The sequence below is a fragment of the Reyranella sp. genome (assembly GCF_050185545.1).
Lineage (GTDB): Bacteria > Pseudomonadota > Alphaproteobacteria > Reyranellales > Reyranellaceae > Reyranella.
Genome location: NZ_JBFWZI010000059.1, coordinates 1 through 14,288, shown reverse-complemented (window position 1 = coordinate 14,288; position 14,288 = coordinate 1). Strand labels below are relative to the sequence as shown.

Genomic DNA, 14,288 nt, shown 5'->3' with positions numbered 1-14,288 from the left:
TGATGATCTGGAGGCGGCCGCTCACGTATCCCTCCCCTATCATCGTCCATCATCGGGGGAGGTGGCACAAGGGCCGGAGGGGGAAAGCCCGAGTTCGGTCGTTTCCGATTCCGATGTCGCAGTCGGAGATATCTCGGGTGCGGCTTTCTCCCTCCGCCCCGTATGACGGGGCACCTCCGCATAGGCGTCAAACTAAGAAGAATCCTCATCCTGAGGAGGCCGCGCAGCGGCCGTCTCGAAGGATGGGCCACACAGTAGATCGTTGAAAAAAGCGGTGTCGCAGCGGTCCCTCCCTTGCCGACCAAAGGGCGAAGGCTACTTCGCCCGATTCGAGACGCGGCCTTGCGGGCCGCTCCTCAGGGTGAAGATTCTTCTTAGTTTAACGCCTATGGGGCACCTCCTCCTGTGGCGCTTTTTACAGCGCCACAAGGGGAGGATTGCGGATGTGTCGACTTCTGCCACCCACCCTTCTAGAAGGCCGAGATGGGGACCTCGCCGAAGCCGTCGGCCCGCGCCAGGCTGGCGATGGTGAGGTCGTAGGCCTGCACGACACCGACCAGCACGGTCTGGGGATCGGCGGTGACGGCGCGCAGCAGGTCGATGGCCGCGGCGCCGTCATCCACTGCCGTCCAGGGTGCATGGAAGCGCTGCTGGTCATGGACGTAGCTCAGGCTGACCGCGATCTTGCCGAGCACCGTCATGACGTCCTGGCCGGCCTCCGAATTGCGGGCGCCACCCAGGATATCGTCGAGGATCGAGCCGACGAACTGGCCCGAGGCGATGGCCTCGCGGATCTGCCCCGTCCAATAGGCCAACCCGCCGGCGTCCGCCGAGCGGTTGAACAGGTTGTTGTAGATGCCGTCCAGGAAGTCGCCGATCTCGGCATCGCTCGCGCCCCGCGCGTGGTCGAGAAACGGATAGAGGGTCCTGGCCTCGGTGCTGGCGGCAAACGCATCGGCAATGGCCGAGAACAGGGCGGCTGGACCGAGGCGCGGCAGGCCGGCCTCGAACTCGCCGACCCAGAAGCGGAAACCGGCGGCGTCGGCGCCGCGACTGAAGAACGTCGTGTAGGCGAGCGCTACCTGTTGTTCCGCCGTCAGGGAAAGGAGATCCAGGGTCGCGTCCGGCGTCAGCCGGGCGATGTGGACGTCGACCGTGCGATACTCGCCGCCCAGCTCGCCGAAGGCGAGATATCGAAAACTGTCGGTGCCAGCGAACCCTTCGCCCGGCGTGTAGGTGAAGCCACCGTCGGCATCGACCATCAGGGTGCCGTGCGCCGGTCCGTTCACCTCGCTCGCTGCCAGGTTCGATCCGCTGTCGTTGAACAGGACGCCGTTGGCGGCGCTCATGGACAGGGCCTGGCCAGCCAAGCCGACATAGGCATCGTCGTGCACGACGGTAGGCTGCGGCGGGCCGGCCGTGTCGTCGTTGAGGATCGAGCCGCCGGCCAATCCGGTGGCGATCGTGAGCCCGCTCGACGGGCTCGACAGGTCGACCGCGAAGGTTTCGTCCGATTCGAAGGAGGTGTCGCCCGCGACCTTCACCAGGATCGTCCTGGATGTCTCGCCAATGCCGAAGGTGAGAGTCCCCGTGGGCAGCGCGCCGCCGGAAAAATCAGCCGCGTCGGCCGGATTCTCTCCCGAGCCCGATACGGCGTACAAAATGCTGTGCGACACCGTGCTGTCGCCGGTCAGCGTCACCTCGAAGGCGAACTCGGTCACGCCGGAATCGCCTTCCGCCATGCCCGCCGCCACGGCAGCGATCGACACCGTCGCGTCGTCGTTGACGATCGTTCCGTTGGCAGTCGTCACGCCCGGCACCAGCGTCGACGGTACGTTCGACAGGACGACCTTGAAGCCTTCGTCGGGCTCGACGACCGTGTCGCCGGCGACCAGCACGGTCACCGTCTTGCTGACTTCGCCGGCAATGAACGTCACGCTGCCGGTCGGTAGCGAGCCGCCGAAGTCGGCCCCGTCCGCGGCTTGGTCGCCGGAACCGGCCACCGTCCAATCGACCGGCTGGTCGGTCGTCGCCGCCTGATCGAGCGACACGGTGAAGGTGAAGGCGGTCGTTCCGGCATTGCCCTCGGCCTTGATCGCGACGGCGGCGGCGATCGACACGACGGGCGTGTCGTCGTTCAGGATGGTTGCGTCGGCCGTGGACGTGTCGAGCGTCAAACCGGGCGAGGGGCCGGAAAGCTCCACGGCAAAGCCCTCGTCGAATTCCGCCTTCGTGTCGCCGGAGACCGCAACGCTCACGATGGCGCTGGTCGAGCCCTCTGCGAACGTCACCGTTCCGCCGGGCAAGGCACCGCCAAAATCGGCGGCGTCGGCCGGATGAGCGCCGGCCCCCGACAGCGACCATCCGATGGTTTCGCCTCCGACGGCGGGCTGGCTCAGCGAAATCTCGAAATCGAAGAGGGTGGTGCCGCTGTCGCCTTCCGCCAGGGCGGCTGTCACGGCTGCAATCGAGACCGTCGCGGAATCGTCATTCTGGATGATTCCGGTCGCCGAGGCGATGCCCAGCGCGAGACCGGACGAGTGGTTCGACAGAGTGACCTTGAAGCCTTCGTCGGGCTCGGCGACGCCGTCCCCGGCGACGGCGACCGTGATGGTCCGGGTGGTCTCGCCGGCGCCGAAGCTTGCCGAACCGAACGGCAGAAGGCCGCCGAAGTCGGCGCCGTCGGCGGCATGTGTCCCCGAGCCTGTCACCGTCCAATCGACCGTCTGCGGCGAGACGCCCGGCTGGTCGAGGGTGATCGTGAACGCGTATAGCGTGCTGGCGTCATCGCCCTCGGGCTTGCTTGCCGACAAGGCTGCGATCGACACGATCGACATGTCGTCGTTCAGGATGATGCCGAGCGCCGATGCCGTGCCGAGCGCGAGGCCGGCCGATTGGTCGGACAGCGTCAGGACGGCGCCCTCGTCGAACTCCACCGTCGTGTCGCCGGAGACGGTGACCGTGACGGTCTGCATGGTCTCGCCCGCGGCGAAGGTCACGATCCCGGATGGCAGGGCGCCGTCGAAGTCGGCGGCGTCGGCCGGATGGTCGCCAAAGCCGGTCACGGCCCAGGCGACCGTCTGGGGAGTGACGGCGGCCTGATCGAGCACGATCGGAATTTCGTAGGAAATGGCGCCGCTGTCGCCTTCGGGCCGCGACGCGATCGCCTCCGCGATCGACACGATCGATTTATCGTCGTTGGCGATCGTGCCAGCAGCCACGCTGGTGCCCAGGCTGAGGCCAGGTGATTCATTCGACAAGGTGATCGTGAAGCCTTCGTCGTGCTCGACGGTCGAATCTCCCGATACCAGCACCGTCACCGTGCTGCTGGTTTCGCCGGCCGCGATGATTGCCGTGCCGCTCGGCAAGGCGCCGCCGAAATCGGCTGCATCGGCGGCATGCGTGCCGGTGCCGGCGACGCTCCAGTCGACAGCCTGATCCATCACGCCGACCCGATCGAGGCTCACCGTGAAGGTGAAGGCCGTCGTGCCGCTGTTGCCTTCGCTCGCATTGGCGGACAGGGCGGCGATCGACACGATCGAGCGGTCGTCATTGCGGATCGTCCCAGTCGCCTTGTCGGCGTCGAAGGTGGCGCCGCCAGTCGCGTTCGACAGCGTGACAAGGAACGTCTCGTCGGCTTCCACCGCGGTGTCGCCCTGCACCTTCACCGTGATCGTCTGCACCGTATCGCCGACGCCGAACGAGACGGTACCGGCAGGCAGCATGCCTTGATCGAAGTCGCTGTCCGTCGCAGCATCGGCACCTTCGGTGCCCGTGACGGCATAGGAGACGGTTCGTTCCACCGAGGTGTCGCCGGTCAGGCTCACGGTGAAGGTGAACAGCGTGAAGCCGTTGTTGCCTTCCGGCTGGTCGGCGCTGCTTGCCGCGATCGAGATTTGCGCGACCACGGGCACGCCCTGGCGGACGCTGAAGCTGAACAGGCCGGGGGTGGAAGCGTTGCTGGCCGTCGGCAGCGCCAGCATCGCCGCCTGGTTGCCACTTTGCGACAGTTGAAAGTAGCTTTCGCCGTCGCCCGAGGAGTATCCGGCGACGGCCACCTGACCGAACAGCCCGCCGTCTCCACCCGATGCGTCGCCGGTCGTCCAATTGATGGTTTCGTAACGGAACGTGATGTCGAAATCGCCGCTGGTGCCGACCGCGATCAGCTGCAGCTGGAAGGCATTCAGCTTGTCGAGGTGCTCGTCGTAGTAGCCGACGTCGTCCCACGTGGCGGTGAAGGTATGGCCTGTGGCATCGAGGTCGTACCACACGAGGTTCGAGCCGGTCGACGTGCCGCCGGGCGACGCCGCCGTGGTGCCGCTTCGCGTATCGGTGTCTGCCCAGAAGGGCGCAATGATCGGAATGTTGGACGAGGCCGTGATTGCCGTCGGGGTATATTCCTCGAGCGCCGAGCCGAACGTCACACTGCCATTGTAGTTGAGAAAGAGGCCGGTATAGATGGTTCCGAAGAAGTTAAGGCCGCCAGGCATTACGGCGGTGAGGTCGATGAACAGCGAGGGCGTGTCGTCAAGGCGCGGCATCGCGTTCTCGCCGAAACCCGAGGCGCCGCCGAGACCATTGACCAGGAATGTTGCCATGGCGGCCTCTAGACGGGATGCCGGCCGGGCGACGATTTGCCGTACCGACTTCCGTTGCGTAGCAACAAGGCAATGGACATCGAACTTACCTTCCCGGCGACAGCGCAGGCTACTGCTAGCCTAATGGTCGATTTCGATTTCGCTGCACACCTTCCCGATCAAATTGGAAACTCTTTTCCTCGTCTCGTCAATGTGCCTGCAGGCTCATCGATGCCATTGTGCGTCCGCGCCGCCAGGAATGCGCCCGGAAATTGAAAATACCGGGTGTCGTTCTCACATGCCGTGATTTTGGCGGTGTCCTGCGCAAAGGACGAAATTGCAGGAAGCTTGCACAGCTCGACATAATCGCCGTTTGACGAGGCGGCGGTGAAATTAGTATTAGGCGTGTCACGTGCTGGTTTATTGATCCTCCTGGATAATCCGCTCAACCCAACCACCACCAAAAACGAGAAAGTCGTCACATGCCGCGTCGTGCCTCTTTGAAATCGATCGAAGCGAAGATTCGCGAGCTTCAGGCCAAGGCCGAGGCTCTCAAGCAGACGGAGAAGCCCGGCATCAAGCAGCTCAAGGCCGTGCTGAAGAAGTACAAGCTCACGACGGCTGACATCGATCAGGCCATGGATGGCCGCGCCAGGGGCGGTGGCCGGGCCAGCGCACTGAAGGGCAAGAAAGTGAAGCCGAAGTATCGCAACCCGGCCAACCGCAGCGAAACCTGGACAGGGCGCGGCCTGAAGCCGCGATGGATGGTTGCTGCCCTGAAGGGTGGCAAGAAGCTGGAAGACTTCGCCATCTAACGCCGCGATCGCAAGCTGCCCACGGCGCCGCGCGTTCCGGTGTCGTGTGAGACCCGGACACACTTCGAATTCGAAACGTGCCGCCGTGAGCGGCAGGTGACGGTGACCGAAAGCCGCCGCCACTTTCTGCGTTGTTTCCTCGACTGTTCGCTCGTGGCACAGTCAGTGCGAGGAGTCCGGTCGATGAAGGTCTCGTACCCGCTTTTGGTCCTGCTCGCCGGCGCGGCGAGCTTGCCGGCGTTTGCCCAGGAGCCCGGTGGCATCTCGTCATCGGCGATCTCCCGTTGTGCCGGGAAGATCGGCTTCGACACGCGCCAGGCCGATCCGGCTTTCGGCTTCGTGGCGCTCGACGGCATGCCGTGGGTGACCATCGAGCGGACCGAGGAGAAGTTCGGAAACCAGCAGATTGCCACCACAGTGACCGGCACCGGAATGCGACAGCGGCGCGATGGGTCCTCGGTGCCGTTCCGCTTCACTTGCATGATCAACGAGAACGGCGAGGCCGTGGTCTTCCACACCAGCCACCTGCTGCCGCGACTGGGCGATCGGTTGCCGCCCGCCGTCGCGGTCACCGGGTCGGCCACTTACGCCGAGAAGGTCGCACCGCCGCGCGGCGTCGAGCTGCAAGTTCAGCTGCTGGATCCGTCGAAGGGCCCACCGGGGGAGATCGTCGCCGAGCAGGTTGTGCGCACCGGCTGGTCGGTGCCGATACCCTTCACCCTGCGCCTGCCGACGGACAGCGCCACGCCGGGACGCAAGTTCACGCTCACGGCCCGCCTGGTGCTCGGCCGCCTGGTCTTGTTCAGGCTCGCTGAGCCGCGCACAGTCACGTCGGCCGACATCGGCAAGCCCATCGATCTCACCCTGCGCAAGGTCGAGGCCAGCGGCCCGCAGTAGGCCGGCTTTCCAGTCAGGGAATTTCCAGGGCGCGCTTGCCGGCGCGGATTGCCTTCTGCCCGGTTTCGGGCGCGACCTCGAACACCGCGCAGCGAGTGGCAAGGAAGCCGGGGCGAATCGCGGCCTCGACGTAGCGCGTCTCCCCCGGCGCCAGCTGGACGGTCCGCATGTCGGTGTTCTCCCCGCCCGTGCACCGCACGTCGTACGTGCCGGGCGGCACGTCGACCAGGAACCAGGTGTCCACGGCCAGCGCTCCGATGGCGCGCTGGCCGACCGAGACGGGAAGCAGGACGGCCGAGGCGAAGATGCCCTCACGATAGATGTACAGCGCGGCCTGGCCCTCCGGTGGCGGGGAGAACTGCTTGCCCGCGATGTCCTGCGCGCCGGGTGCCAGGGTCACGCTGGCGCAGGCACCGAGGCCGGCAGTCAGCAGAAAGGGGACAGCCAGCATCAGCAATCGGCCGGGCATGCTCGAGCTCTCCAGTCCTGGCCAAGGTCAACGCGGCTCGCCGCCAAAGGTGGCGCCGCGCCCCGTTTCAGGCGCACTTGCTGCGGATGAAGCTGCCGATCTCGAGGCAGCCGTCGCGTCCCTCCGACAGGATCGGCGCGAACAGCGGGAAGACATGCAGCATGTTCGGCCAGATCGCCAGCCGTACCTCGACGCCCGCGGTGTGCAGCTTCTCGGCAATCCGCGTCGCGTCGTCGAGCAGCGTCTCCGCGGTGCCGGCCTGGACCAGGATCGGCGGCAGGCCGTCGAGATTGGCGTGCAGGGGTGCGGCGAGCGGCGTCGTAGCGGCGGTGGTGCCGAGATACTGCGCGGCGAACCATTTCAGACTGTCCTTCTGCACTATCGGATCCTGAGCCGAGCGCGTCGCCATGCTGTTGCCCAGTCCCTCGAGATCGACCCACGGCGATATGGCCACGGCGCAGGCCGGCAGGCCAAGCTTCTGGTCGCGCAGATTGACCAGGGTGGCAATGGTGAGACCGCCACCCGCCGAGTCTCCGGCGATCGCCAACCGGTTGGGCGCGAAACCCTGCTGCAACAGCCAGCGCCACGCCTTGGCGGCGTCTTCTACTGCGGCCGGGAAGGGATGCTCGGGCGCCAGCCGGTAATCGATCAGCAGGACCCGCGCGCCGCAGGCCGCGGCGATGTCGTAGGCGAGACGGCGATGCGTCGCCAGCGAGCCGATGACGTATCCGCCGCCGTGCAGGTAGAGGATCGCGCGCTGCGGATCGTGACCGGGGGGCGCCACCCATTCCGCCGGCACTCCGCCCGCGTCGACCATCTCGCACTTGGCATCGGGCGCGCCGCCGAGAAAGTCGGCCATCTTTTCGAAGCGCGCACGCGCCTCGGCGACGACCGGTACGGCAGGCGCTGGTCGCGACCGCAGCAGGGAGACCAGGGATTCGAGCTGGGCGATGGTCATGGCAAACATTCCTTCGATGCTGAAAGAGGACCAGGCGATCCGGGTAACCCAGGAGTGGCTGCCGCGCCCGCGATTTCGGGTATATGCTTTCGCGTCGCGAACCGAGGTTCAGTCATGCCAGATACTGCCAGGATTTCTTTGCTCGACGAGGTCAAGCTGCAGGCCGAGGTGATCCTGCCCGTGCTGCGCGCCCTACGCGCCGAGCTCGGAAGGTCGCGCGCCGATGCCATCGTCGGCGATGCGCTGCGCCAGTGGGCGCGCGCCCTCTATCATCGCATCGGCGAGTCCAAGCCCGGGATGCCGCGCGAAAAATGGGACGCCGTGTGGGCCGAGGACATGCGCCCGCGTATCGGCGCCGCGGTCGACCGTGAGATGCTGCGCGACGACGGCACGGTGCGCGAGTACAACGTCACGCGCTGTCAATACGCCGAGTTCTTCAAGAGCCTCGGCGAACCGGAGCTCGGCGGCATCCTGCTCTGTGACTCCGACTTCCATATTGCCGAGATCGGCGGCGCAAACGTCGAGTTCCGGCGCACCCAGACCATCATGCAGGGGGCGCCCTACTGCGATTTCCGCTATCGCTTCAAGTAGCGCGGCCGCTGCGTGAAGGAAGCCCATGGCTGGGAGCGCGCCACTCCGATGGCGCTCATGGGATGTGTGATCGGCGAGAAGAGCGCCATCGCAGTGGCGCGCTCCCAGCGGAAGAGCATGATCGACAAGCACTTGCACTGGAGCAGCGTTTGAGCGGAAGGTTTCGCCGAGTGCAGTCGCGGGGAGGCTGAGGCGTGTCGGCAAGCGAGGGGAAGAATTACGATTACATCGTCGTCGGCGCCGGATCGGCCGGAGCGGTGGTGGCGAACCGGCTGTCGGCCGATCCGCGCAACAAGGTTCTGCTGCTCGAGGCCGGCCCGGCCAGCAACCCCTGGTCGCGCCTGCCGGTCGGCTACGCCCGCCTGCTGACCAATCCCGCCGCCAACTGGCTCTACAGCGCCGAACCCGAGGCCAGCACGAACGGACGGCGCCTGCCGGTGCCGCGCGGCCGGCTGCTCGGCGGGTCGAGCGCCATCAACGGCCTCGCCTTCGTGCGCGGGCAATCGCACGACTACGACACCTGGGCGCAGCTCGGCAATCGCGGCTGGAGCTACGCCGACGTGCTGCCGCACTTCAAGCGCATGGAGAGCTACCAGGGCGGCGGCGACGATGCCTTCCGCGGCCGTGATGGTCCGTTGCGCGTCACCAATCCCGAGCCGCGTGACCGCATCTTCGCCACCATCATCGCGGCGGCGGGCCAGGTCGGCATAGCGCACAACCCGGACTACAACGGCGCGCGCCAGGACGGCATCGCCATGAGCCAGGCGACGATCGCGTCCGGCCGGCGCATGAGCACGGCGCAGTGCTATCTTGCGCCGATCCGCAAGCGCCCGAATCTGCGCATCGAGACCGGTGCTGCGGCCGACGGCCTGCTGCTCGACGGCAGTCGCTGCGTCGGCGTGCGTTACGCTGCCGGCGGCGCAACGCGCGAGGCGCGTGCCGGTCGCGAGGTCGTGGTCAGCGGCGGCTCGGTCAACTCGCCGCAACTGCTCGAGCTCTCGGGTATCGGCCAGCCCGAGCGCCTCAAGGGACTGGGCATCGCGGTGCGGCACGCACTGCCGGGTGTCGGTGAGAACCTGCGCGATCACTATGCGCCGCGCACGCGCTGGGCGATCGGCACCAGAGGCATCACCTTCAACGATCGCGGCCGCGGCCTCGGTCTCGTCTGGCAGGCGCTGCGCTACGCCTTCACCGGCAAGGGCCTGCTCGGCATGGTAGGAGCGCCGCTGCGCGCCTTCGTGCGCTCGCGCGACGGGCTGGAAGCACCCGACCTGCTGCTCGGCTGGGTGCCGATGTTCACCGAGCCCGGGCCGCGAGGCCCGCGTATCGCCCGTCAGTCCGGCATGACCTGCTACGCCCACGTCATGCGGCCGGAGAGCCGCGGCAGCATCCACATCGTCTCGGCCGACCCGCGCCGGCCGCCTGCGATCAACTTCAACTTCCTGTCGGCGCCGATCGATGCCGAGCTCACCGTGCGCGCGGTGCGCATCGCCTGCTCCATCATGACGGCGCCGGCGATGGCGCCGCTGCAGGTGACCGAGGTCGCGCCCGGCGCCCAGCGCCGCAAGGACGACGAGATCATCGACTGGGTGAAGCAGGTCGCCGAGACGACCTATCATCCGGTCGGCACCTGCAAGATGGGCAACGATGCCATGGCCGTGGTGGATGCGCGCTTGCGCGTGCACGGCATCGACGGGTTGCGCGTCGCCGACGCCTCGATCATGCCGACACTGACCTCGGGCAACACCAATGCGCCTTCGATCATGATCGGCGAAAAGGCGGCGGCGATGATCTTGGAGCAGGCCGCCTAGGCAGTGCCCACGGCTGGGAGCGCGCCACCAATAAGAGGTGGACTCTTCTGCTGGGAGCGCGACGCTCCGATGGCGCTCTTCTTGGTGATGACCCATCCAAAGAGCGCCATCGGAGTGGCGCGCTCCCAGCAAAGAGGCGCCGCCCATGGGAAAGGTCAGGCTTAGAACTCCTGACCCGGGGCTGTGTCAGGAGTTCTGAAGTTAGCGTCTATCCGAGGTAGCGCTGCCACAGGCCGCGCAGGCCGACGGCGAAGGCCAGCCCCGCACCGATCAGGAAGCCGATGCCGTAGCCGCCGGTGAGGGCGAGGGCGGCGCTGAACAGCAGCGGCAGGACCAGCGAGCCGGCGTCGCCGAACGCCAGCACCGCGCCGGTCGTGGCGCCGATGCGGCCGACCGGGGAGAGGCGCGCGACCTCGGCCAGCAGCACGCCATGCCAGCTCACTGCGGTGACGCTGAGCAGGGTGGCGACAATGGTCGCCGCCCAGGTGGGCCACGCCGGATCGATCAGGGCGGTCAGCACTGCGGCTGCCGCCATGCCGATACCGAGCCAGGCGAGCAGGACGGCCGGACGGACGAAGCGCGAGGCGAGCCAGCCCCAGCCGATACGGGCCGGAACCGCGATGGCGACGGCGATGGCGAACACCAGCCCCGACCGTTCCAGGTCGTAGCCCAGGCCGCGCACCAGGTAGAGCACGAAGAAGCCGGTGAACAGCGACTGCAGGCCGACGAAGCTGAACATCGCCAGGCAAAGGGCGCGCAGCGCCGGATCGCGCACCACGCTCGCCACGTTGGCGCGGATGTCGGCCGGCGACAGCGGCTGGCCGGGATTGCGATCGACATCCAAGCGGGCGCGCAGCGGCTGTAGCGCGACGACCGAAAGGCCGCAAACCAGGGCGATCAGGAGGACCGCCGTGCGCCAATCCGACATCGCGACCAGGGCCGGCGCCACGATGCCGGCAACCATCAGCCCGGCCGGCACGCCGGTCTGCTTGATCGAGAAGACCAGCGGCGCCAGCCGCGGCGGCGACAGGCGGCCGAGCAGGTGCGAGCTCGACGGCGTCGACACGGCCTGGCCGAGGCCGGCCACCATGGCGCCGATGGCGAACAGGGGCAGCCACCCGACGGCGATCACGGCGAGGCCGAGGCTGAGAGCGGCCATGCCGACCTGGGTCATGCGCATGGCGCCGTAGCGCAGGATGAAGCCGCCGCAGCCCAGCGTCGTCAGGAAGCCCGCCACGGAGCCGATGGCGAGGTAGATTCCAACCAGCGCCGGATCGATCTTCAGATCCGCGATGATGGCGGCGGCAATCAGCGGTACCGTCGAGCGACCGACGGTCGCGAAGGTCTGCTGCACGAACATCGCGCCGAGCGCGAGGTAAAGCGTGAAAATAAGCGGGCTCCGGCGAAACGATGCGGCGGCGTCCCCAACAGTGCCGCGACGACATCGCAATGTCGACGGAATCGTCCCCGATGACGTTCGGTCCAAGCATCGTTTCGCAGTGCGCCGAGGGAATTTGGGCGACGTTTGTGCGCAGTGCCCTTACATTGGACGGCTGATGAAGAACTACCTGCCAACGCAGGCTGGCAAGAAGACACCGGCCCAGCTGATCAATCGGGCGTGGCGATCGCTCCAGAAGGGCGAGTTCGACAAGGCGGTGTCGGCCTGCCGCGCCGTGCTCGGGTCCCAACCGGATCAGTTCGATGCCACGTATGTGATGGGGGTGGTGCGCCTGCAGCAGGGCCGCCTCGCGGAAGCGCGCGACCTGCTCGGAGCGGCCTTGCGCATGCGTCCGAACGACATCGGCGCCCTACTCAACTATGGAAGCCTTTTGGCCAGGACGGGTCAGCCTCAGGAAGGCTTGGCGACCTACGACAAGGCGATCGCGCTCAAGCCCGATCTTGCCGAGGCGCACGTCAATCGCGGCAATGTCCTCGTCGAGCTGCGCCGCAACGAGGATGCGCTGTCGAGCTACGAGCGGGCGCTCGCGCTGAAGCCCGATGTGCCGGAAGCGCTCTATGGCCGCGGCAACGTTCACTTCCGCGCCAAGCGGTACGACGAGGCGCTGGCGCAGTATGATCGGCTCCTGGCGCTGAGTGCCAGCCACGCCCACGCACACAATCAAAGGGGGCGCACTCTCTTCCGCCTCGGACGTTTCGAGGAGGCGGCGGAGAGCTACGCCAAGGCGGTCGGCCTGATGCCGCGAAACTCGGAGTTCCACACCAACCATGGGACGGTACTGCGCGCTCTCGGCCGCCTGGCCGATGCGGACGCCAGCTACCGGCGATCCCTGCGCCTGAACAAGGCGCATGTGCCGATCAAGGGTGACATCGGCATCATCGAGATGGACGGGTTGCGCACCCTGCATCTTGGAACGCCGATCAGCCAATCCTCGATGCGTCTCGAGCAGCCCTTCGAGCTGGTCCATCCCCACAGCCGCGCCTTGATGAGCTTCCTGCTGTTCGTTCCGCGCGCCCGCGAGGTCGTGACGATCGGGCTGGGCGGCGGATCGGTACCGAAGTTCCTTCATCGCTTTGCGCCGGGCATCCGCACGCGGGCGGTCGAAATCGACGCCGATGTCATCGCCGTCGCCCGCAGCCATTTCCAGCTGCCCGCCGATGACGACCGGCTGCAGGTCATCCAGGGCGACGGCGCGCGATACCTGCGCGATCACCATGGCAGCGCCGATGCGCTGTTGCTCGATATCTTCGATGGGCTGGGCACGCCGCAGAATCTCTATTCGCAGGAGTTCTTCGATGATTGCCGGGCAGCGCTCGCCACCGGCGGTGCGGCGCTGATCCACCTGTGGAGCTTCGACGTGCAGTTCAATCTCTTCGTCGAGCGCATCGGCCGCAGCTTCTCGGGCCGCCTGTTGCGGATACCTGTCGGCGAGACCGACAGCACCATCGTCGTCGGGTTGTCGGGCGAGATCGGCGATCTCGCCTGGGCGACGCTGGCCGAGCGGGCAACGCTTCTCGAGACCGCCTATGGCATTGAGTTCGCCGGCATCGTCGAGGATTTGCGGCTGGCCAATCCCGCTCCCGACGGGTCCGCGAGCGCCCTGCTCCCGCTTCCATCGGCCACCTGAACCGACGTTCGCTACATAATTGTTGGTTATGCAGCCCATGATGAGATTGATCGTTTCGGCATGCTGACCGGTTGGCTAGACTCGCGGGCGGCGAAGACAAGGCGCGTCGATTGCGTTGGCCTGCCGGTTACCAACCGGTGCCTGTACGGTGGGGGAGCGCATGCTGCCATTTGGCGGTATCATCGGCAGCCGTAAGAGCTGATCGCACACGAGGTGCGGAGGAATCCAACCCGGGAGAACCGAGACATGGACAAGCCAGTTACGCCACGGGGCATCAATCATCTCGTCCTCAACGTTCGCGACATCGAGGAATCGCATCGCTTCTGGACGGAGATCGTGGGCTTCCGACAGGTCGGCGAGATCAAGCCGACGGTACAGCGCCCCAATCCACCGAAGATGCGCTTCTACAGCGGCGTGCGCGAGAACGGCGACAGCCATCATCACGACATCGCCCTGGTCGAGAACCGCGACCTGCCGGCGCCGCCCAAGGAGTGGGCCATGTTCGGCATGCCGGTCGCCGTCAATCACATCGCCATCACCATGCCGGATCGCGAATCGTGGCTGAAGCACCTGGCCTACCTGCAGGCCAAGGGGGTCAAGTTCGACCGCCGCGTCGAGCACGGCATGACTCACAGCCTCTACATCCACGATCCCAACGGCTATGGCGTCGAGTTCGTCTACGACCTGCCGCGCGAGGTATGGGCGGGCGACATCGACGGTGCGCTCAACTTCGTCAAGGTCCTGCCGACTGAGGGCGCCGAGGCGCTCGAGGACCGCACGCACGGCGTTCCGACGTTCGGCAAAGACAAAGTGCCGGCGGAGTGATCGCGACCATGGCCAAGCGCAAGAGCGTCAACGGCAAGCTGCCGCGCCACGAGAACCCGATCCCCAATGCCAGCCGGATCGGCAACGTCATCATGTCGAGCGTGATCGGCGGCACCAATCCGGGTACGCGCGATCTGCCCGATTCGCTGGAGCAGCAGGTCGCCAACGTGTTCACCCACATCCGTCACGACGTCGAGGCCGCCGGCGCGACGGTCGACGACATCATCAAGATCACCTTCTGGGTGAAGAATCCGGCAGC

12 protein-coding genes are annotated in these 14,288 nt (G+C 66.6%); 7 read left to right on the top strand and 5 right to left on the bottom strand.

The genetic code is table 11. The features are described 5' to 3' along the window. Nucleotides 1-470 precede the first annotated feature (470 nt). Together AB7O82_RS17520 and AB7O82_RS17515 are read right to left on the bottom strand one after the other, a co-directional pair. The gene (locus tag AB7O82_RS17520; protein WP_428619864.1) at nt 471-4,598 is read right to left on the bottom strand and encodes a Calx-beta domain-containing protein; all 4,128 of its coding nucleotides are present in this window, start codon (nt 4,596-4,598) and stop codon (nt 471-473) included. 158 nt (nt 4,599-4,756) lie between these two features. Then, a complete protein-coding gene (locus AB7O82_RS17515; RefSeq protein WP_428542010.1) occupies nt 4,757-5,059 on the bottom strand; it encodes a hypothetical protein in 303 nt (100 codons plus the stop codon). Here AB7O82_RS17515 and AB7O82_RS17510 point away from each other — a divergent pair, their 5' ends adjacent. Continuing rightward, nucleotides 5,060-5,392, top strand: coding sequence for an H-NS family nucleoid-associated regulatory protein (locus tag AB7O82_RS17510; RefSeq protein WP_428542007.1), 333 nt, complete (start codon nt 5,060-5,062; stop codon nt 5,390-5,392). It begins immediately after the preceding gene. A gap of 183 nt (nt 5,393-5,575) precedes the next feature. Continuing rightward, nucleotides 5,576-6,289 carry a YbaY family lipoprotein gene (locus tag AB7O82_RS17505; protein WP_428542004.1) on the top strand — a complete coding sequence of 238 codons (714 nt, stop codon included), beginning with the start codon at nt 5,576-5,578 and terminating at the stop codon, nt 6,287-6,289. Between the two features lie 13 nt (nt 6,290-6,302). Here AB7O82_RS17505 and AB7O82_RS17500 read toward each other — a convergent pair whose 3' ends face one another. Both AB7O82_RS17500 and AB7O82_RS17495 read right to left on the bottom strand, forming a co-directional pair. Beyond that, complete coding sequence (locus AB7O82_RS17500; protein WP_428542001.1) at nt 6,303-6,758, bottom strand: hypothetical protein; 456 nt, start codon at nt 6,756-6,758, stop codon at nt 6,303-6,305. 67 nt (nt 6,759-6,825) lie between these two features. Continuing rightward, nucleotides 6,826-7,716, bottom strand: a complete 891-nt coding sequence (locus tag AB7O82_RS17495) for an alpha/beta hydrolase (RefSeq protein WP_428541998.1) — start codon at nt 7,714-7,716, stop codon at nt 6,826-6,828. 114 nt (nt 7,717-7,830) lie between these two features. On the opposite strand from AB7O82_RS17495, the gene AB7O82_RS17490 reads away from it, so the two are divergent. Next, nucleotides 7,831-8,307 (top strand): L-2-amino-thiazoline-4-carboxylic acid hydrolase, encoded by a 477-nt coding sequence (locus AB7O82_RS17490; protein ID WP_428541995.1) that lies wholly within the window; start codon nt 7,831-7,833, stop codon nt 8,305-8,307. A gap of 194 nt (nt 8,308-8,501) precedes the next feature. Then, nucleotides 8,502-10,118, top strand: coding sequence for a GMC family oxidoreductase (locus tag AB7O82_RS17485; protein WP_428541992.1), 1,617 nt, complete (start codon nt 8,502-8,504; stop codon nt 10,116-10,118). A gap of 208 nt (nt 10,119-10,326) precedes the next feature. Here the strand turns inward: AB7O82_RS17485 and AB7O82_RS17480 are convergent, their stop codons facing one another. Then, the gene (locus AB7O82_RS17480; protein ID WP_428541989.1) at nt 10,327-11,472 is read right to left on the bottom strand and encodes an MFS transporter; all 1,146 of its coding nucleotides are present in this window, start codon (nt 11,470-11,472) and stop codon (nt 10,327-10,329) included. Nucleotides 11,473-11,674: 202 nt separating this feature from the next. Here AB7O82_RS17480 and AB7O82_RS17475 point away from each other — a divergent pair, with 202 nt between their 5' ends. The 3 genes from AB7O82_RS17475 to AB7O82_RS17465 form a co-directional block, all read left to right on the top strand. Next, nucleotides 11,675-13,204: a fused MFS/spermidine synthase gene (locus AB7O82_RS17475; RefSeq protein WP_428619862.1), complete on the top strand. Its 1,530-nt coding sequence runs from the start codon at nt 11,675-11,677 to the stop codon at nt 13,202-13,204. A gap of 246 nt (nt 13,205-13,450) precedes the next feature. Beyond that, entirely contained in the window at nt 13,451-14,029 is a 579-nt protein-coding gene (locus AB7O82_RS17470; RefSeq protein ID WP_428541983.1) for a VOC family protein, read from the top strand. Nucleotides 14,030-14,037: 8 nt separating this feature from the next. Then, on the top strand, nt 14,038-14,288 hold a 251-nt coding region (locus AB7O82_RS17465; RefSeq protein ID WP_428619860.1), incomplete at its 3' end, for a RidA family protein.

Coding starts and splice junctions, on each gene's coding strand:
- AB7O82_RS17510 (WP_428542007.1), top strand. CDS start 5,060: ATGCCGCGTCGTGCCTCTTTGAAATCGATCGAAGCGAAGATTCGCGAG.
- AB7O82_RS17490 (WP_428541995.1), top strand. CDS start 7,831: ATGCCAGATACTGCCAGGATTTCTTTGCTCGACGAGGTCAAGCTGCAG.
- AB7O82_RS17495 (WP_428541998.1), bottom strand. CDS start 7,716: ATGACCATCGCCCAGCTCGAATCCCTGGTCTCCCTGCTGCGGTCGCGA.
- AB7O82_RS17475 (WP_428619862.1), top strand. CDS start 11,675: ATGAAGAACTACCTGCCAACGCAGGCTGGCAAGAAGACACCGGCCCAG.
- AB7O82_RS17500 (WP_428542001.1), bottom strand. CDS start 6,758: ATGCCCGGCCGATTGCTGATGCTGGCTGTCCCCTTTCTGCTGACTGCC.
- AB7O82_RS17505 (WP_428542004.1), top strand. CDS start 5,576: ATGAAGGTCTCGTACCCGCTTTTGGTCCTGCTCGCCGGCGCGGCGAGC.
- AB7O82_RS17520 (WP_428619864.1), bottom strand. CDS start 4,598: ATGGCAACATTCCTGGTCAATGGTCTCGGCGGCGCCTCGGGTTTCGGC.
- AB7O82_RS17470 (WP_428541983.1), top strand. CDS start 13,451: ATGGACAAGCCAGTTACGCCACGGGGCATCAATCATCTCGTCCTCAAC.